The organism is Pseudomonas sp. JS425 (assembly GCF_018223845.1).
Lineage (GTDB): Bacteria > Pseudomonadota > Gammaproteobacteria > Pseudomonadales > Pseudomonadaceae > Aquipseudomonas > Aquipseudomonas asiatica.
In genome coordinates, this window is sequence record NZ_CP073661.1 from 5,654,943 (window position 1) to 5,674,347 (window position 19,405).

The 19,405-nt window shown below is 62.4% G+C and carries 16 protein-coding genes and 1 riboswitch; of the genes, 6 read left to right on the forward strand and 10 right to left on the reverse strand.

Annotated features, from left to right (window positions below):
• Window positions 1–149: 149 nt before the first annotated feature.
• Window positions 150–2,030 carry a phosphomethylpyrimidine synthase ThiC gene (thiC, locus tag KDB76_RS26045; RefSeq protein WP_015272025.1) on the reverse strand — a complete coding sequence of 627 codons (1,881 nt, stop codon included), beginning with the start codon at window positions 2,028–2,030 and terminating at the stop codon, window positions 150–152.
• Between the two features lie 153 nt (window positions 2,031–2,183).
• Window positions 2,184–2,290: riboswitch (TPP riboswitch) on the reverse strand.
• Window positions 2,291–2,450: 160 nt separating this feature from the next.
• Between thiC and KDB76_RS26050 the strand changes: the two genes are divergently transcribed.
• Window positions 2,451–3,887 carry a TolC family outer membrane protein gene (locus KDB76_RS26050; protein ID WP_003258125.1) on the forward strand — a complete coding sequence of 479 codons (1,437 nt, stop codon included), beginning with the start codon at window positions 2,451–2,453 and terminating at the stop codon, window positions 3,885–3,887.
• A gap of 228 nt (window positions 3,888–4,115) precedes the next feature.
• On the opposite strand, the gene KDB76_RS26055 is transcribed toward KDB76_RS26050, so the two are convergent.
• The 3 genes from KDB76_RS26055 to KDB76_RS26065 form a co-directional block, all read right to left on the reverse strand.
• Window positions 4,116–5,066 (reverse strand): IS110 family transposase, encoded by a 951-nt coding sequence (locus tag KDB76_RS26055; RefSeq protein WP_038410176.1) that lies wholly within the window; start codon window positions 5,064–5,066, stop codon window positions 4,116–4,118.
• A gap of 255 nt (window positions 5,067–5,321) precedes the next feature.
• Window positions 5,322–6,593: a lipid IV(A) 3-deoxy-D-manno-octulosonic acid transferase gene (gene waaA / locus KDB76_RS26060; RefSeq protein ID WP_024087819.1), complete on the reverse strand. Its 1,272-nt coding sequence runs from the start codon at window positions 6,591–6,593 to the stop codon at window positions 5,322–5,324.
• 11 nt (window positions 6,594–6,604) lie between these two features.
• Complete coding sequence (locus tag KDB76_RS26065; RefSeq protein ID WP_013974467.1) at window positions 6,605–7,495, reverse strand: LysR family transcriptional regulator; 891 nt, start codon at window positions 7,493–7,495, stop codon at window positions 6,605–6,607.
• Window positions 7,496–7,582: 87 nt separating this feature from the next.
• On the opposite strand from KDB76_RS26065, the gene KDB76_RS26070 reads away from it, so the two are divergent.
• From KDB76_RS26070 to KDB76_RS26085, 4 genes are all read left to right on the forward strand, one after another.
• The gene (locus tag KDB76_RS26070) at window positions 7,583–7,915 is read left to right on the forward strand and encodes a multidrug efflux SMR transporter (protein WP_013974468.1); all 333 of its coding nucleotides are present in this window, start codon (window positions 7,583–7,585) and stop codon (window positions 7,913–7,915) included.
• A gap of 160 nt (window positions 7,916–8,075) precedes the next feature.
• Window positions 8,076–9,251 carry an FAD-dependent oxidoreductase gene (locus KDB76_RS26075; protein WP_013974469.1) on the forward strand — a complete coding sequence of 392 codons (1,176 nt, stop codon included), beginning with the start codon at window positions 8,076–8,078 and terminating at the stop codon, window positions 9,249–9,251.
• Complete coding sequence (locus KDB76_RS26080) at window positions 9,248–10,060, forward strand: aldo/keto reductase (RefSeq protein WP_013974470.1); 813 nt, start codon at window positions 9,248–9,250, stop codon at window positions 10,058–10,060. The genes KDB76_RS26075 and KDB76_RS26080 overlap by 4 nt, the downstream gene beginning before the upstream one ends.
• A gap of 50 nt (window positions 10,061–10,110) precedes the next feature.
• Window positions 10,111–11,079: a hypothetical protein gene (locus KDB76_RS26085; protein ID WP_013974471.1), complete on the forward strand. Its 969-nt coding sequence runs from the start codon at window positions 10,111–10,113 to the stop codon at window positions 11,077–11,079.
• 128 nt (window positions 11,080–11,207) lie between these two features.
• Here the strand turns inward: KDB76_RS26085 and hldE are convergent, their stop codons facing one another.
• The 3 genes from hldE to KDB76_RS26100 form a co-directional block, all read right to left on the reverse strand.
• A complete protein-coding gene (gene hldE, locus KDB76_RS26090) occupies window positions 11,208–12,629 on the reverse strand; it encodes a bifunctional D-glycero-beta-D-manno-heptose-7-phosphate kinase/D-glycero-beta-D-manno-heptose 1-phosphate adenylyltransferase HldE (protein ID WP_013974472.1) in 1,422 nt (473 codons plus the stop codon).
• A 130-nt stretch (window positions 12,630–12,759) separates the two neighbouring features.
• Window positions 12,760–14,568, reverse strand: a complete 1,809-nt coding sequence (gene msbA, locus KDB76_RS26095) for a lipid A export permease/ATP-binding protein MsbA (RefSeq protein WP_013974473.1) — start codon at window positions 14,566–14,568, stop codon at window positions 12,760–12,762.
• A gap of 15 nt (window positions 14,569–14,583) precedes the next feature.
• Entirely contained in the window at window positions 14,584–15,759 is a 1,176-nt protein-coding gene (locus KDB76_RS26100) for an O-antigen ligase family protein (RefSeq protein ID WP_024087822.1), read from the reverse strand.
• 100 nt (window positions 15,760–15,859) lie between these two features.
• On the opposite strand from KDB76_RS26100, the gene KDB76_RS26105 reads away from it, so the two are divergent.
• Window positions 15,860–16,465 (forward strand): hypothetical protein, encoded by a 606-nt coding sequence (locus KDB76_RS26105; protein WP_013974475.1) that lies wholly within the window; start codon window positions 15,860–15,862, stop codon window positions 16,463–16,465.
• Between the two features lie 3 nt (window positions 16,466–16,468).
• Here the strand turns inward: KDB76_RS26105 and KDB76_RS26110 are convergent, their stop codons facing one another.
• The 3 genes from KDB76_RS26110 to KDB76_RS26120 form a co-directional block, all read right to left on the reverse strand.
• The gene (locus KDB76_RS26110; protein ID WP_013974476.1) at window positions 16,469–17,560 is read right to left on the reverse strand and encodes a glycosyltransferase; all 1,092 of its coding nucleotides are present in this window, start codon (window positions 17,558–17,560) and stop codon (window positions 16,469–16,471) included.
• A gap of 37 nt (window positions 17,561–17,597) precedes the next feature.
• Window positions 17,598–18,371, reverse strand: a complete 774-nt coding sequence (locus KDB76_RS26115; RefSeq protein WP_024087823.1) for a hypothetical protein — start codon at window positions 18,369–18,371, stop codon at window positions 17,598–17,600.
• 66 nt (window positions 18,372–18,437) lie between these two features.
• The gene (locus tag KDB76_RS26120) at window positions 18,438–19,394 is read right to left on the reverse strand and encodes a glycosyltransferase (RefSeq protein ID WP_015272035.1); all 957 of its coding nucleotides are present in this window, start codon (window positions 19,392–19,394) and stop codon (window positions 18,438–18,440) included.
• Between the last annotated feature and the right edge of the window lie 11 nt (window positions 19,395–19,405).

Consider the following 19,405-nt stretch of genomic DNA (forward strand, 5'->3'; position numbering starts at 1 on the left):
CAATGTTGTTGGTGTTCCTGGCGAGGACTGCGTCCTCGTATCGCGACACAAGGCCGCTCCCACAAAAACCGCGCTGGCCTCAAGCCTTGCGCGGTCCCTGTGGGAGCGGCCTTGCGTCGCGAAAGGGCCGCGAAGCGGCCCCAGCGGTCTTAGACTTTGTGATACAGCTGGCTGCCTTCCTGGCGGAACCGCTCGGCCTGCTCACGCATGCCTTGCTCGACCGTCACATCCACGGTTTCGATCTTGGCGGCGTATTCACGCACTTCCTGGGTGATCTTCATCGAGCAGAACTTCGGCCCGCACATCGAGCAGAAGTGCGCGACCTTGGCGGATTCCTTAGGCAGGGTCTCGTCGTGGTAGGCACGGGCAGTGTCTGGGTCCAGGCCGAGGTTGAACTGGTCTTCCCAACGGAACTCGAAGCGTGCCTTGGACAAGGCGTTGTCACGAATCTGCGCACCCGGGTGGCCCTTGGCAAGGTCGGCGGCATGAGCGGCGATCTTGTAGGTGATGATGCCGGTCTTCACGTCATCCTTGTTTGGTAGGCCCAGGTGTTCCTTGGGCGTGACGTAGCAGAGCATTGCGCAACCGAACCAGCCGATCATAGCCGCACCAATGCCCGAGGTGATGTGATCGTAGCCAGGAGCGATATCGGTGGTCAGCGGGCCGAGGGTGTAGAACGGCGCCTCGTCGCAGCATTCCAGCTGCTTGTCCATGTTCTCCTTGATCAGTTGCATCGGCACGTGGCCGGGGCCTTCGATCATGCACTGCACGTCGTGCTTCCAGGCGATCTTGGTCAGCTCGCCAAGGGTCTCCAGTTCACCGAACTGCGCGGCATCGTTGGCGTCGGCAATCGAGCCGGGGCGCAGGCCGTCGCCCAGCGAGAAGCTGACGTCGTAGGCCTTCATGATTTCGCAGATTTCTTCGAAGTGGGTGTACAGGAAGTTTTCCTTGTGGTGTGCCAGGCACCACTTGGCCATGATCGAGCCACCACGGCTGACGATACCGGTGACACGCTTGGCAGTCAGCGGCACATAACGCAGCAGTACGCCGGCATGGATGGTGAAGTAGTCCACGCCCTGCTCGGCCTGCTCGATCAGGGTGTCACGGAACAGCTCCCAGGTCAGGTCCTCGGCCACGCCGTTGACTTTTTCCAGGGCCTGGTAGATCGGCACGGTACCAATCGGCACCGGCGAGTTGCGGATGATCCACTCACGGGTTTCGTGAATGTGCTTGCCGGTGGACAGGTCCATGACCGTGTCCGAACCCCAGCGGATGCCCCAGGTCAGCTTGGCCACTTCTTCCTCGATCGAGGAACCCAGGGCGCTATTGCCGATGTTGCCGTTGATCTTCACCAGGAAGTTGCGGCCGATGATCATCGGTTCCACTTCCGGGTGGTTGATGTTGGCTGGGATGATCGCGCGGCCACGGGCGATTTCCTGGCGGACGAACTCAGGAGTGATTTCTTTCGGGATGTTGGCCCCGAAGCTGTGGCCGGCGTGCTGCTCGTCAAGCAGACCAGCGGCACGTGCCTCTTGCAGCTTCATGTTTTCGCGGATGGCCACGTACTCCATCTCGGCAGTGATGATGCCTTGGCGGGCATAGTGCATCTGCGAGACGTTGGCACCAGCCTTGGCCCGACGCGGGTTGCGCACGTGGGCGAAACGCAGCTTGGCCAGTTCGGCATCGTTCAGGCGCTGCTGGCCGAAGTCGGAGCTCAGGCCGGCCAGGCGCTCGGTGTCACCGCGTGCCTCGATCCACGCCGAACGCACGTCGGCCAAGCCCTTGCGCACGTCGATGACAACGTTAGGGTCGGTGTACGGGCCGGAAGTATCGTAGACCAGCACCGGGGCATTGGACTCGCCACCGAAATCGGTCGGGGTGTCGTCCAGGCTGATTTCACGCATGGGCACGCGGATGTCCGGGCGCGAGCCTTCGACATACACCTTGCGCGAACGCGGAAACGGTTGCACGGACTGCTGATCGACTTGTGCCGATTCGCTGAGGTTGATCGCTTTTTCTTGTTTGGTCATCACAGGCTCTCCAGACGGCTTCCTAGCAGTGGAATGTCGGGGTGAACCTGAAAGGCGCGGACGCACCCTTGATGGGTGCAGTGCCGGATTTGGGGTGCCTGAAGCTGCATGCAGCTGCGACATTCCCGGACCTGGCACAAGAGGCTCCCCGGGAAGGCGAGCAATCTTGTTCCCTACGCAGGCGCTAACCTGATCAGGTTCAACGGGATCCGCAACTTTGCGATCTCAGCCTTTGCTTCAAGGCACCCCGACAAGAACATGCGCAGTCTAGACTGGAGTGGTCGGCAAAGCCAAGCAGGTAAATGCGCGGATGATGAAAGGCACCCCGAGCGATTGTTGCCGGGTGCGCATGGCACTACACTGGCCCGTCGCTCGATACTCAACAGTTCAGTAATTAAATTTCGTACAAGGATTGCCTCTATGCTGCGCAAACTCTCACTGGCAATAGCCGTGTCTTGTGCGTCCAACGGAGTGGTCTGGGCAGCGGACGTGCCCACTACAGTGAAAACCGACCTGGTCAGCGTCTATCAGGAGGCGGTCGACAACAACGCTGACCTGGCTGCGGCCCGCGCCGATTACGGCGCCCGCCGCGAAGTGGTACCGCAGGCTCGCGCCGGGTTGCTGCCTAACCTGTCGGCCGGTGCCGAAATGCTGAACACCCGCACCAAGCTGGACGAACCATCGGCCACCAGCAACCGCAGCGGCAACACCTGGAGCGCAACCCTGGCGCAACCTATATTCCGCGCTGATCGCTGGTTCCAGTTGCAGGCAGCCGAAGCGGTCAACGAACAGGCGGCGCTGGAGCTGTCGGCGACCGAGCAGAACCTGATCCTGCAAACCGCGCAGAATTACTTCGCCGTGCTCCGTGCCCAGGATAACCTGGCCGCGACCAAGGCCGAGGAAGCGGCCTTCAAGCGCCAGCTGGACCAGTCCAACGAACGATTCGACGTCGGCCTCTCCGACAAGACCGACGTGCTGCAATCCCAGGCCAGCTACGACACGGCGCGGGCCAACCGAATCATTGCCGAGCGCCAGGTACAGGATGCCTTCGAGGCCCTGGTGACCCTGACCAACCGGGAATACACGTCGATTCAAGGCGTGGTCCATACCTTGCCAGTGCAGGTGCCTACGCCCAACGACGCCAAGGCCTGGGTCGAAACCGCCGGGCGCCAGAACCTCAACCTGCTGGCCACCAACCACGCGGTCGTCGCTGCCGAGGAAACCCTGCGCCAGCGCAAGGCCGGCCACGCGCCGACCCTGGACGCAGTTGCCAAGTATCAGAAGGGTGACAACGACAACTTCGGTTTCACCAACCCCGCACCGGCCCCCGTTACGCGCTATAGCGGCGACGTCGAGCAGACCAGCATCGGCCTGCAGTTGAACATCCCGATCTACAGCGGCGGCCTGACCAGTTCGCAGGTGCGCGAGGCCTACCAGCGCCTGAGCCAGACCGAGCAGCAGCGTGAAAGCCTGCGCCGCCAGGTGGTGGAAAACACCCGCAACCTGCACCGCGCAGTGAATACCGACGTGGAACAGGTGCAGGCGCGCAAGCAGTCGATCATCTCCAACCAGAGCGCGCTGGAAGCCACCGAGATCGGCTACCAGGTGGGTACCCGCAACATCGTCGACGTGCTTGACGCCCAGCGTCAGCTGTACACCTCGGTGCGCGACTACAACAACAGCCGCTATGACTACATCCTCGACAACCTGAGCCTGAAACAGGCAGCCGGCACTTTGAGCCCGCAGGACCTGCAGGACCTCAAGCGGTACCTCAAACCGGACTACAACCCGGACAAGGACTTCCTGCCGCCGGACCTGGCGGCTGCAGCGGCGAAGAACTTCGAGCGTCGCCCCTGAGATAGGGATGTATTTTCCGCAGGGTGGGTTGCTTTTGATGGCCTCATCGCCGGCAAGCCAGCTTCCACAGGTTCTCCAATGGCCTTAAGCCTCGTGCAGTACCTGTGGGAGCAACTGTCTTTAGAAATTTATTTTCAAGCGTGCCATTCGGGCAGGGCTTCGCTCGATACCGCGTAGCGGTGTCGCTGGCGAAGCCCGCATTTGTAGAAAATCGATCCTCGTTCGTGATCAGGGTGCGGGTACCTGAGGCTTGAGCTCTTTCCACTCCGTTCCGTCACGCAGCATTGCGTTCAGGCGCACCAGCAACACGCGCATGCACGCCACTGCGGCAACTTTTGCGCGCTTGCCTCGGGCTATCAGGGCTTCATAGCGGGTTCTAACTTCTGGGACATGCTGGATCATTGACCAGATCGACATGTAGGCCGCCTTGCGGACTCTGTAACGCCCGCCTTCGATCTTCCTCGGGCCACTCTTCTTGCCGCTGTCTTTGTTGTACGGCGCTAACCCAGCCAAGGCTGCAATTTCGCGCCCCGTCACGCTTCCCAGCTCAGGTAGGTAGGCCATGAAGGTGCCACAACTGATGACGCCAATCCCTTTCACAGACCTTAGCCGCATGGCTGTCGTGCGATCCAGCACGTTCGAGGCACGCTCAATCGCCTTGTCCAAGGCCTTAATCTGATCATTCAGGTAAGCGACATGCTCGGTATAAACGGTAATGGCCGTAGCTGAAGTGGTTTGTTTCATCCGACGCTTGTCATCATCCCGATGCTGGACAAGATTGCCACGGAGTTTGATGAGCTCTCCCAGTTCATCCCGATCTTGATTAGGCTCTATCTGCGGCAAGTCCTCGAAATCCCTGGCAAACCGCGCCAGCATCTGGGCGTCGATCTTGTCAGTCTTGGCAATTTTGCCCATGGCACTCGCATAGTCCCGACAGCGCCTGGGGTTGACCCTGACGACGTTCAAACCCTCCAGTCGCAAGGCTTTGAATACGGCTTGTTCATAGCCACCAGTGGCTTCCAGCAAGACCCGTTCGACCTCAAGCTCGTTCAGGCATGCGATCAGTTGCGCAAAGCCCTCAGAGTCATTCCTGACCTGGAACTGGGGAATACTTTCAGGAAGAAAGCCCACATCCAGAGTCGCTTTCGAAACGTCGAGACCAACGAAGTAGGAAATCATCGCCAAGCCCTCTTACACTCAAGAAGTGAGAGCACTCTGACTTAGCCCTAGCTTGTGACTGCGAGTTCACCACTCATTCAACTGTTCGGGCTTAGGTCAGAGTGAGAGGTGGGTGGCGACTAGGCTCCCACTCGTGCTTTAGAGCACACCTGGCTTTCAGTCTGCCATCCACTGCTCTCACCCTTTCGAGTTTAAGAGACCTTGAAGACACAAGCTGGCTTGCCGGCGATGAGGCCTGAAAATCCAACACCAGACTCAGCGGATAAGTGCACCCAGGCCATCGAGCAAGCGCTGCAATGCCCCTTGATTGGCCCGCATTACCGCCCTGCCCGCCTCGCCCATGCGCTGTGCATCCTGCGGCAACTCGACCAGCCGCCGCACCGCTTCGGCCAGCCCGTCGGCATCGTCCACCTGCTGCAACGCCCCTGCCTCGCGTAGCATCGCGCTGATTTCGAGGAAGTTGAACACATGCGGCCCCATCAGCACCGGCAAGGCCAGCGCCGCGGGCTCCAGCGGGTTGTGCCCGCCGGTCGCCACCAGGCTGCCACCGACAAAGGCAATGTCGGCCAGGGCATAGAGGAACAGCAGTTCGCCCATGGTATCGCCGAGCAATACGCGAGTCTGCGCATCAACCGGCGTGCCGGCAGAGCGCCGCACGGTGGTGAACTGTTCGCTGCACAGCGCATGCACCGCAGCGAATCGCTCGGGGTGGCGCGGCACCAGGATCAGCAGGGCATCACCATGCACCTGCAACAATTGCCGATGTGCCTGCAGGATCAACGCATCTTCACCTTCGTGGGTGCTGGCCGCGATCCACACCGGGCGCTGTGCAGCCCCCCACTGTTCACGCAATGCCTTGGCACGCGGCAACAGTTGCTCATCGATCTTCAGGTCGAACTTGATCGAACCGGTGACCTGCACGCACTCCGGACGCGCGCCCAGGTCACGAAAACGCTGGGCCTCGGTTTCGGTCTGCACGGCAATCAGGCTCATCTCGGCCAGCATCGGCCGGGTCAGCCTGGCAAAGCGCCCATAGCCACGGGCCGAGCGCTCAGACAAGCGTGCGTTTGCCAGCGCTACCGGAATGCCGCGCTTCGCACACTGGTGGATGTGGTTGGGCCACAGCTCGGTTTCCATGATGATGCCCAACTTCGGCTGTACATGATCGAGAAAGCGCCCTGCCGCCCAAGGCAGGTCGTAGGGCAGGTAGCAATGCTGCACGCGAGGTTCGTCGGCGAACATGGCGCGAATGCGCTCGGAACCGGTCGGGGTCATGCAGGTAAGCGTGATTGGCATTTCCGGGTAGGCCTTGAGCAAGGCGCGCACCATCGGTGCCGCCGCAATGCTCTCGCCCACCGATACCGCGTGCACCCAGATGCCGCCCCTGCGCATGGCCGGCAGCCTGAAAGCAAAGCGCTCGCCAATGCGTTGACCATAGGCCGGCGCCTTGCGCGCGCGCAGGTACAGGCGCAGCGCAACCAGCGGCAGGCCCAGGTGAAACAACAAGGTATAGAGAGTTCTGTTCATGGCTGCGGAGTTTACCCGATCGCGCGCAGGTGCACCGCAAAGCGCTCGGCCAGCCACTGCGCGGCAGGCCCCAGTGGCTCGTCGCGGCGCCAGGCCAGCTCCACCACCAAGGCCGGTGGCCGCCACTCGCTGTCCAGTTCGACCATGTGTGCCTGATAGGTCGGGTACTGCACCACGTGCCGCGGCAGCCAGGCCCATCCCAGGCCACGCATCAGCAGTTCGGCCATGGCGTAGAAGCTGTCGGCGCGCCACACCTGCGGGCTGATCGCTTCGCCGCCGGGGTAGCCGCTTTGCTGCGGGGCAATCAGCAATTGTCGGTGGCGCGCCAGTTGCTGCCGGGTAACCCGGCCTTCGCCGGCGAGCGGGTGACCGACCGCGCATACCGTGACCATTTCGACGCTACCCAAGGCGCGCCGCTCCAGCGAGGCCGGGATGCTCTCGTGGTGGAAGAACAGTCCAAGATCGGCGCGCCGCTCCACCAGCTTGCGCGCCACATCGCCCTGGGCACCGCTGGCCAGCTGCACCTCCAGGAACGGGTAGCGGCTGGCCAGTTCGTCGAGGCTGTCGATGACCGGCTGGTAGGGCATGGCTTCGTCCTGGGCGACTCGCAACAACGCCTCCTGCCCGCGCATCAGCGCCAACGCACGGCCATCCAGGCGCTCGCATTGGCGCAACAGTTCGCGGGCATCTTCCAACAGGGCGCTGCCGTTCTCGGTCAGCTTGGGTTGCCGGCCACTGCTGCGCTCGAACAAGGTTACCCCCAGGTCGGTTTCGAGCAGGGCGATCGCGCTGCTGATTGCCGACTGGGCCTTGCGCTGCTCGCGGGCCACGGCAGAGAACGAGCGCAGTTCTGCAACGCGCAGGAAAGTACGCAACTGTTCGAGGTTCCAGTGCTCGGCCATCGACCTATCTCTCATAGTGATAGGTAATGACTTTACCCCATTCGGGGTGGGACTAGAATCTGCGGCCAGCTAACGGAGGATCTCGCCATGAATGCCTACACCTACCTCGCCATCGCCATCTGCGCCGAAGTCATCGCCACCGCTTCCATGAAAGCGGTGAAAGGCTTGAACACGCCCGTGCCGTTGCTGCTGATGGTGGTTGGTTACGGCATTGCTTTCTGGATGCTGACCCTGGTGGTGCGCAGCATTCCGGTGGGGATCGCCTATGCCATCTGGTCGGGGCTGGGGATTGTGCTGATCAGTGTGGCAGCGCTGGTGATCTATGGGCAGAAGCTGGATGTGCCAGCGATGCTGGGGATGGCCATGATTGTGGGTGGGGTGGTGGTGATTCAGCTGTTTTCGAAGACTGCTGGGCATTGAGGCCGCCTGTACGGGCCTCATCGCCGGCAAGCCAACTCCCACAGAGTTGATGCAGCCGCAGGGTCAACGCCATCCCTGTGGGAGCTGGCTTGCCGGCGATAGGGCCATCACAGGTATACCCTGTATACTTGCCAGCTGTCCCAGTCTTCGAGGTACCGCCATGCCATCTGCCATTTCCACTGACGTGCTGATCGTCGGCGCCGGGGTCGCAGGCCTCTGGCTCAATGCCCGCCTGCGCCGGCTGGGCTACTCGACAGTACTGGTGGAACGCGCCAGCCTTGGCGGCGAGCAGACCATCAAGTCTCAGGGCATCATCCATGGCGGCACCAAGTACGCCCTGCATGGCGCCCTCACCGGCGCTTCGGAAGCCATCGCCGACATGCCGCGACGCTGGCGCGAAGCGCTGAGCGGCAGCGGCGAGCTGGACCTGACCCGCACTCGCCTGCTGTCCGACGCGCATTACCTGTGGTCGCCTGGCACCCTGGCCGGCAATCTCACCAGTTTCTTCGCCAGCAAGGCCGTGCGTGGCAGGGTCGACCAGGTGAAGGGCGAGCAACTTCCGCCCGCGCTGCAGGACCGCGCCTTCAAGGGCAAGGTCTATCGCCTGGCCGAGCTGGTCATCGACGTGCCCAGCCTGCTGGCCAACCTGGCCGTGCTGGCAGGCGACAGCCTGCTGGCCGGTGAGCACATCGAGCCGCTGCGCGAGGGTGAAGACCTGGTTGGCCTGCGCGTCGACGAGCGCGACATCCGCGCCCAGCGTATCGTGCTCAGCGCCGGCGCCGGCACCGAGCAGCTGCTGCATGCCCTGGGCCTGAACCAGCCAGCCATGCAGACACGCCCGCTGCATATGGTGATGGCCAAGGGTGCCAACCTTAAACCGCTTTACGCCCATTGCCTGGGCGGCGGGCCGAAGCCACGGGTGACGGTGACCACCCACCCGGCCGCCGATGGCCAGTGGGTCTGGTACCTGGGTGGCGACCTGGCCGAAGGCGACGGCGTTGCCCGCGAGCCGGCTGCGCAAATCGCCGCGGCACAGAAAGAAATCGCCAGCCTGCTGCCATGGGTCGACCAGAGCCAAGTGCGCTGGGCCACCCTGCGGGTCGACCGAGCGGAACCGGCGCAATCGGGCCTGGTACGCCCGGACAACGCCTTCCTCGCCGACCAGCAACGCCTGCTGGTGGGCTGGCCAACCAAGCTGGCCCTGGCACCGGACTTCAGCGACCGGGTCATCAGCCACCTGGAGCGCGACGGTATCCGCCCACAGGCGCAGGCCGACCTGGCTGACCTGCCACGCCCACCGCTGGGCGTACCGGCCTGGGAGCAACTGCTGCCATGAGCCTGCCGACCCTGCACGACTTCCATCGCCCCTTGGGCAGCACCGGCTTCAAGGTTTCGCCGCTCGGCCTGGGCACGGTCAAGCTGGGCCGCGACCAGGGCGTGAAGTACCCTACCGGTTTCACCATCCCCGGCGACGACGAAGCCCGCCTGCTGCTGGCCCAGGCCCGCGAGCTGGGTATCAACCTGATCGACACCGCCCCAGCCTACGGCCGCAGCGAAGAACGCCTGGGCCCGCTACTGCGCGGCCAGCGCGATGAATGGGTGATCGTCAGCAAGGTTGGCGAAGAGTTCGACAACGGCCAATCGCACTTCGATTTCAGCGCCGCCCATACCCGCCGCTCGGTGGAGCGAAGCCTGCGGCGCCTGGAAACCGACCGCATCGAATTGGTGCTGGTGCATTCGGACGGCAACGACCTGGCGATCCTGGAACAGCAGGAGGTCTACCAGACCCTTGCCGAGCTCAAGCAGGAGGGCAAGATCCTCGGCTTCGGCCTGTCTGGCAAGACCGTCGCCGGCGGCCTGAAGGCACTGGAGCAAGGCGACTGCGCCATGGTCACCTACAACCTCAACGAACAGGCAGAACGCCCGGTGCTGGACTACGCTGCCGAACACGGCAAGGCCATCCTGGTGAAGAAGGCACTGGCCAGTGGGCATATCTGCCTTGCCCCGGGCGTTGACCCGGTACAAGCCAGTTTCGAGCTGCTGTTCGCCCACCCGGGCGTGAGCAGTGCTATCGTCGGCACCATCAATCCGTTGCACCTGGCCCACAACGTGGCCACCGTCGCCCGTATTCTGGGCCAGCATTGAGTTGCCCCAGGCCCATGGGCCTGGACTGACCCGACGCAAGGAGGAGCCTCGTGGCGCGAACGCTGATCCGCAAGAACCCGAGCAACTTCAAGACACTACCGCTACATGTCGAGGCCACGCCCGAAGGTCTGATCTACCAGAGCATCGGGATGCCGCTGAATTTTGCCCAGATCCAACAACGGCGCAAGGCTATCCAGCTACCCGACGTGCAGCGCTTCGTGATCGAACTGGCCAACCTTGGCGTGTCGGTACGGCTGACCCTGCATTGGCAGAACCGCGATTACTGGGTGCTGGTACGTCAGCGCCGGCAAGACCGTGGCGATGTGGTGCTGAAACTGATTTCCGGCTATGTGCCGGCGCAGGAGCTGAACCTGCCATTGCACACGGCCGTGCAGGAAGTGGCCGAGGAATGCTTGCTGGAAACCCCGGAAGGCTGGCTGGGCGGGCGCTTCAACGACACCTGGTTGCCGGTGCCCTACGCTGCCGCCCTGCACTACCGCGAAACGCCGCACTTCGTGCTGGCCCCGGAATCGGGTGCCGCGCGCCCGGTGCACTGCGGCAAGCTGATGCTGCTGGAACGGCCGCGGGCGTATGTGCACTTGCCCACCGCCTCGCTGCAACTGATCTACGACATGCGCCTGCAGGTACCCCGGGACGCCAAGAAGCTCAGCCTGTTCCACGTTGATGAGCGGCTGGAGGGCGACCAACTGGTGGCGCGGCTAAATCGCAAACGACCAGACCTGTACCTGATGCCATTGAAGGACGGCCAGCCACTGGCTGAGCTGTATACCGTGAAGAAGGACGAACTGGTGCCGGCGAGCACGCGCGGGCTGTACCTGGCCGAAAGTTTTGCCCGGCAGGAAGGCTGGGTGGTCACGGACGAGCGGGTGCGCTGGAAGGATTGGGTGAAGCAGCAGGGGTTGGTGGAGAACAAGCCGGTGCGGGCATCGCACCTGCAGCGGTTTGGCGACAAGGCGCTAGCGCTGCTGGAGCGGGCGCGTACTTCGCTGCATAAATGATGATTGGGGCCGCCAGGCGGCCCTTCGCGGGCATGCCCGCTCCCACAGGAGCGGTGTAATCCTCAAGCCTGCGCCGTACTTGTGGGAGCGGGCACGCCCGCGAAGGGCTGCACAGCAGCCCCAAAGCATCAGTTCTTGCGAATCTTCTCGACAATCGCCGTGGTCGAGCTGTTCTCGACCAGCCCCAGCACCTTCACGGTACCGCCATAGGCCTTGACGATATCGGCACCCACCACCTGGTCGATGCCATAGTCGCCACCCTTGACCAGCACGTCCGGCTTGACCTGGCTCAGCAGGTTCTCCGGCGTACCCTCGGGGAAGCTGATGACCCAGTCCACCGCCCCCAGCCCGGCCAGTACGGCCATGCGCCGGTCGACGCTGTTGATCGGCCGGCCCGGCCCTTTCAAGCGGCTGACCGAGGCATCGTCGTTGACCGCGACGATCAGGCGATCGCCCTGGGCCCGCGCCTGCTCCAGGTAGGTGACATGCCCGGCATGCAGGATGTCGAAGCAGCCGTTGGTGAAGACGATCTTCTCTTTGTGCGCTCGCGCGTCATCAATGGCCAGCAGCAGTTGCTCCAGGCCCAGCACGCCCCGCTCGGAGCCTTCCTCACGCTGGATCGCCCGGCGCAGCTCGGGGGCGCTGATCGCAGCCGTACCCAGCTTGCCGACCACGATGCCCGCTGCCAAATTGGCCAGGGCCACCGCGTGGGGCAGGTCCTCGCCGGCAGCGATGGCCGCGGCGAGTGTGGAGATGACGGTATCACCGGCACCGGTCACATCGAACACTTCACGCGCCCGCGCCGGTAGGTGCAGGGCCGGCTGGCCGCTGCGCAGCAGGGTCATGCCGTGCTCGCCACGTGTCACCAGCAAGGCGCCCAGGTCCAGGTCCTGCAGCAGCTGCAAGCCCTTGGCTACCAGCTCGGCCTCATCGGCGCAACGGCCGACGATGGTCTCGAACTCGCTGAGGTTGGGAGTGATCAGGCTGGCGCCACGGTAGATGGAAAAATCCTTGCCCTTGGGGTCGGCCAGCACCGGAATGCCCTTGGCCCGCGCGGCCTGGATCAGGCTCTGGTGGTTTTTCAGTGCGCCCTTGCCGTAGTCGGACAGGACCAGCACCTTGACGCCCTCGAGCAGGCTGTCGACCTCCGCACCCAGCGACAGCGGGTCGGTAGCGAATGGCTCTTCGAAATCGATGCGCAGCAACTGCTGGTGACGGCTCATTACCCGCAGCTTGACGATGGTCGGCTGGTGCGCGATGCGCTGGAACACCGAGCGCACGCCTGCAGCTTGCAGGCTGTTGGCCAGGCTGTCGGCGGCCTCATCCTGGCCGGTGACGCCAATCAGCGAAGCCGGTGCACCCAGGGCGGCGATGTTCAAGGCAACGTTGGCCGCGCCGCCGGGGCGATCCTCGATCTGATCGACCTTGACCACCGGGACTGGCGCTTCAGGCGAGATACGTGAAGTACCGCCATGCCAGTAGCGGTCGAGCATGACATCGCCGACCACCAGTACCGGGGCTTGATCGAAACGCGGCATGGACAACTTCATGGGCAACCCATATGGAAATAATGAACAGGGACAGGATATTAGCACAGGGTAGACGACGGCTTTATGGCCAGATCACCCCAGGAAAATTCCCGTGACAATCGGGGCCGCGATGGCCCCGATCAGCGAGGGTTCAGGTGATATCGGCCTTGGCCGGCTCATCCAGACCCATGGCATGCAGGCGGGCATAATGGCCATTGGCCGCAAGCAGCTCGGCATGGGTGCCGCGCTCGACCAGGCGCCCCTGGTCCATGACCAGGATCTGGTCAGCTTTCTCGATGGTCGACAGACGGTGGGCGATCACCAGCGTGGTACGGCCCTGCATCACATGGTCCAGGGCAGCCTGGATATGCCGCTCGGACTCGGTATCCAGCGCCGAAGTGGCTTCGTCGAGGATCAGCAGCGGCGCATTCTTCAGCAGTGCCCGGGCAATCGCCAGGCGCTGGCGCTGACCGCCGGAGAGCAGTACGCCGTTCTCACCCACTTCGGTATCGAAGCCTTTCGGCAGCCGGTCGACGAACTCCTTGGCATAGGCATCGGCCGCAGCGGCTTCGATGTCGGCGCGCGGGGCGCCGGCCAAGTCGCCATAGGCGATGTTGTTGGCCACGGTATCGTTGAACAGGGTGACATGCTGGGTCACCTGCGAAACGTGGCGACGCAGGTTGCGCAGGCGATAGTTCTCGATCTCCACGCCATCGAGCAGGATCTGCCCCTGGTCGTGGTGATAGAAGCGTGGTATCAGCGCGGCAAGCGTAGACTTGCCACTGCCGGAGCGGCCGACCAGTGCAATCATCTGCCCTGGCTCGGCTACGAAGCTGATATCGCTCAGCACCTCACGCTCGGTACCCGGGTAGGTGAAGCTGAGGTTGCGCACTTCCAGGCGCCCCTCCACCCGCTCCTTCTCGACGGTACCGGTATCCACTTCAGGCTCTTCGTCCAGTTGCTCGAAGATGCTTTCGGCGCCGGCCAGGCCCTTCTGGATGGTCGAGCTGACTTCCGAAAGCTGACGTATCGGCTTGGGCAACAGGCCGGCGGCGGTGATGTAAGCCACCAGATCACCGGCAGTGGAATCACCGCGCAGGAACAGCACCAGGAACATCAGCGCGGCCATGGCGGTGTAGATCACCAGCTGCAGCATCGGCGTGTACAGCGAGCCGGTCTTGGTCATGTGCAACTGCTTGTCGGTGTTGCTCTGGCTGGCCTTGCCGAAACGCTGCTCCTCGTAGGCCTCGCCGCCGAAGCTGCGCACCACGCGGTAGCCCTGGATGGTTTCCGAGGCGACATGGGTGACGTCGCCCATGGCTACCTGGATTTTTTTGCTCTGCTTGCGGAATTTCTTGCTGGCGACGCTGACCATCACCGCGATTACCGGCAGGATGGCGACCATAACGAGGGTCAGGTGCCAGTTCATCCACAGCAGGTAACCAAACAGGAACACCACGGTCAGGCCTTCGCGGATCACCACCTTGATCGCATCGGTCGCAGCACCAGTGACCATGGTCACGTTGAAGGTGATGCGCGAGATCAGGTGCCCGGAATTGTGGTTGTCGAAGTAGCGGTTAGGCAGCACCAGCAGCTTGTTGAACAGTTCCACACGCAGGTCGTGCACCAGGCACAGGGAAACCTTGGCCAGGAAGTAGTTGCCGAGGAACGAGCCCAGGCCCTGCCACGCGGCGATCAGGATAATCAGCAGCGGCACCGCCTGCAGCAGTTGCAGGTCGCGCAGGTAAGGAACGTTTGGGAACAACACCGCTTCGGGGTTGCTCAACCCATCTACGAAATACTTCAGGATCCCGGCCAGCATCGGCTGGGTCGAGGCAAAGATCACGAAACCGATGATGCTCAGCAGGAAAATGCCGACATAGGGTTTCACATAGCTCAGCAGCCGGAAGTAGATCTTCAGGCTGGAGGTGTGTTCCGCCGGTCGCGGTGTTTCGGCCATTATCAAGCTCGCTGTTCAGGTTGAACCGGAAATTTTACCACAGGCATCATTTTCGGCACTCCCCCATGGCAGCAACATGGCCAGGCCCACGGGCAGCCAGCTGATGAACCATTCGGCACGTGGTGTACCAGTGAGGCTGGCGGCATCGAACTGCATGGCCAGGGTGGAGTACACCCAGAAACCGAGCAGGATCTTGCCGAACAATGTGCCACGTGCGCGGACGATTTCGCCCAGGGTGTACAGCCACACCATGACCCACAGCAGCATGCCGGGCAGGCCCATCTCCACTGCGACGTGGGTGAACATGTTGTGGGTATGGTCGAAGTGCATGCCCATTGCATTCACGTAGTAGGCAGCGCCCAGGCCAAGGCCGGTCCAGGGATGTGCGGCAATCATGTCGGCCACGGCATGGAAGATTTCCGGCCGGTAGGACGAACCGCGCTGGGCGATAAGGTCGTAAACGAGATAGAAGGCCAGGCCGGTGGCAATGGCCGCCAGCACGGCAAAAACCCGGCTGTGGCGGTCACGGAACCACAACGGGGCCAGGATCACGGTGAGCACCAGGGCCAGTACTGCCCCACGGCTCTGGCTGAGCATGACAAACAACCCCAGGCACACCAGCGCTACCAGCCACAGCAACTGCAGGCCACGTTGCCGCGGCGGCTCGTAAAGCAGGAAGAGCACGGCCGAACCGATGACATAGGCGCCCAGGATCGGGTGCGATATCTCGCCGATGCCCTCCAGCCGGGCCAGCAATGGCATGCCCAGCACGCCGTAGAAATGGATTATCGAGATCAGCGCGGCAACGGCCAGCAAGGCGCTGCCGGCCTGCAACAGCTGACGAACGCGGGCTTGGCCAAGCTGGCCCAGCAGCGGGAACGCCAGCAGGAATACCAGGATGTAGAGCAGGCGCTTGGCCTCGCGCCCCGGGTTTTCTGCGGCCGACCAGACCAGGCTGAGCCCACTCCATACCAGCAACAGCAACACACTTCCCCACAAGGCCGGCTGACGCCGCCAGGCCTGCATTATTACGTGCCTTGCGGACCACGCCATTACCAGGGTCGGCAACCACAGGAACAGCACCAGCCCTTGCTGATAGACCTTGTTGCTCGGTGCCAGGGCAATCGCAGCCAGGAACCAGAGCAGACCAAATCCCAACCAGGCTCGCGCCCAGCTTTTTTGATACAACATCCTTTCCCCCGATGAATCAAAGCACCATCCAATGGTGCTACAACATTATTTTCGGCATTATTGCCGGTCATTCTGTTCGCCCGACGACAAGGCTCTATTCATGCAATGCTCCCGGCTCCCCCAGGTCGACTTCGATCAGCTGACACAAGGCGCACAGGTGCTTGAGGCAGATAGCCATGGCGCCAAAGTCTACCTGCTCGCGGATGGTAATTTCCTCAAGGTTTTTCGTAGGAAGCGGCTGATTTCATCTGCACTGCTGCGCCCGTACTCGCAGCGCTTCGTCGACAACGCCGCACGCCTTGCACAACTGGGCATCCCCACCCTGAAGGTGATCAGCCAGCACAAGCTCGACCTGCCAGGGCGTACCGCCGTGCTGTACCGCCCGCTGCCAGGGCGCACCTTGCTGCAGATGTCGCGCGATGAGGGTTTCAGCTGGGATACCTATCTGCCACGCCTGATCGAACTGATCCGCCAGCTGCACCGCAGCGGCGTGTATTTCCGCTCGTTGCACCTGGGTAATGTAGTGGTCACACCCGACCAGCAGTTGGGCCTGATCGACGTGGCCGACATGCGCTTCTTGCGCCCACCACTGTCGGCGCGCATGATTCGGCGCAATGTGCAGCATATGGTGCGCTATATCGAGCGGGAGAACCTGGGCGACCGCTTCCCCCTTGCCGCCTTCGAGGCAGCTTTGCTCGCGCGCTGAGCGTCAGCTGCGCAAAAGGCTCTGCGAGCCGTTGCAGAACGCCTGCCAGGCCTGCTCCGGGGCCAGCGCCTGGCGCTGCCGGGCTGCTACCGCCGGGGCACCGATAACCGAGCAACGCTCGATCGCCTCGGCCCAGGCATTTTCATCGGCAACGGGCAGGTAGCCACCGGTGTCCTGCAACTGCTCGCGGAACACCTGCAGGTCGCTGCATACCACCGGCACGTCGGCCATGACCGCCTCCTGCACCACCAGCCCAAGGCCTTCAGAACGTGAAGGCACCAATAGCCAGTCGAATGCCCGATACAGTCGCTGCAGGTCATCGCGGTGACCACTCAGGTGAACGCGCCCGGCCAGGCCCAGCGCGTCGATACGGGCTTGCAGCACCTCACGTAGAGGGCCTTCGCCGATGATTGCCAACTGCAGGTCCGACTGCCGCACACAGGCCTTGGCGAACGCCTCGATCAGCATCTCGAAACCTTTGCTTTCCACCAGTCGCCCGACCGCGCCCAGCATCACCCCTGTTACCTGTGGCAGCTGCAGGGCTTGCCTGGCCGCATCCCTGCTCAACAACGGTTCGGCGAAAGCCAGCGGGTCCAGGGCCATGCGCAAGGTCTGCACCGGCCTGCCCAGATCGTGTTCGAGTGACGTGGCAAGTGTCTGTGAAACGGCGGCAATACTCAGCCGCTCGACCGGAAACATACGCAGCAGGCGAACATCGCTGGCACTCAGACGCGTCTTGCCATGGAACAGCACCTTGGCACGTACTTGCGGAACTTGATGCATCAATGGCAACACCAACCGCGCCACACCGACACCGTCGATCAGCACGACTTCAGCCTGTGCCTCTTTCAGAGCCTTGCGCAAACGCATTCGCAACCATGGGCGCAACAGGCGCCAGAAGTGCCGCCCTTTCAGCGCCCGTGACGGCATATGCCACTCCCGGGTCGAACCAAGCCCACAGCAGAGTCCGCTACCCAGCAGCAGCCAATTACTGATCCGGGCATCGGCACCCGCATGTGACAGAATCTGCCGATGCACCTTGTGGATGGACATGTACGGCGATCCACCCGCCCACATCATATTGACGATGTTCATGGGCCCTCTCCCGCTCACGTAAGGTGGGACAGCGACTTCATTGAACAAAAATGGTGATTCCCATGCCAATCACGGCACCCGCCACCAGCGTCAATGCCAACTTTATCCGATCACGCTTACGACGTTTGGCCTTGCGTTCCACTTCGATGGGCAAGGTCACGTGATTACCAAATCCAGTGTGCAATACTGCATCACCCTCCAAGGTGACCGCTGTCAGATTTAACTCAGCATAGCGTCGGGAAAGTGCCTTCTCTCCAGCATAGGCGGCAAATGGCGCGCAACGCTGGTAATCGCTCAAACGGCGCAACCCGGGGTTGAGCGAAAATGCCTGCCACTCGGCCTTATCGGACAGCAGCGGGTAGCAAGGCACACCGGCGATCAACCGGCGATCCCCCAGGTGGATGTACGGGCTGTGGATGGCCAGGTCATGGGCATGGCTGCGCAGCCACACCTGCAAAAGGTCGGGGCTGGCCTCCAGGATGGCCCGAGAGTCCTCGACGAAGCCCTGGCGATAGAAGTGCCAGTCGTCCTCGCAGTGAAAGATGTAGGGCGTCCTGACATGGCTGTAGGCCAGGTCGATAGACGGCAACTGCCCCAACTTGGGCCGGTTTACGAACACCTTGCAGTGCGGTTTCCAGTGCTCAGGCACAGCGGCATGCACGGCATCGTCACCGGAATCTTCGGTGATGAACACTTCGCGAATGGGCGCGGTATTGTAGCGATCGAAACTCTCAAGGGTGTCTTTGAGCAGATCGAACCGCCCACAACTGGTCACGACGAGCGTGACGTCACTCTCATTTGAAAAGCGCACCGGACTCCCTCCGCATTGCGACTATCGACTTTCAACGCCCGCTCCGTAGGCGCGAAAGTTCTAATGTTAGATGCCCAGCTTCAGGCGCAGCCGCTGCCATGCAGACAACGGCGGATGGGGCCTGAGCGCCGGGCGCATGTGGTCGACGATGCTACGTCCAACTGCCCCGAAACTGAAACGGGAAACCGCCAGGTGGCGGCCATTTTCTGCAATCTGCCGGGCCAGCTCAGGGTCCGCACGCAAACGGCGGAGCTTCTCCTGAAGGGTCGGGATGCTGTCATAGAACACTACGTTGTGCATGTCCTGCAGGCCCAGCGCGCGGTTCTCTTCCTCGCCTTGGTCATACGCCAGCAACACGCAGCCGCAGGCCATGGCTTCGAAGTTCTTGATCATGTATTCGCCCATGCCAACGTCGGCACTGACGAAGAAGCGGATCCGGTTGAGCGTGTTGCAGTAATCTTCCCCCGACTTGGTACGGGTCACCACCAGGTTCTCGACCCGACCCAACTCGTCCAGCAATGCCTTGCGGCCGCTGTAGGCCACGCTGTTGGTGCTGCCGACGAAGGCCAGTTCGATGTCGCGCTCACGCCCCTGGTCGGCCAGCAATTGCTCGTCGTAGCCCTTGGGCACGAACACGGCGTCGAAACCTTCCTGACGAAGGCGCTCGCTGACCATGTAGCCTGAGCTGATCACTCGCGCCCAGGGCAACTTGCGGTAATGGGCGCTGAACTTGCCTGTGTACTTGCAAGGGATGTAGTTCTGGTAGGCATCGTGCTCGAGTATGACCAGGTTCGGCACGGTACGGATGAATGCCGCCTGACGGATTTCCTGCTTGAAACGCAGGAAGAAGACAATGCGGTCATAGCGCTCGACCTGCACTTCGCGCTTGAAATAGCGGCGCAGATTGCGCTGGTCTTCGCTGGTCAGCCAGCGCAAGTCGCACTCGCAGTTGGCCGCGACGCCATCGTACAGGCGGTCGAGAATCGCCCGCTGTTCCTTCTGCACCAGAAATAGGACTTTCATTGGGTTCCTTG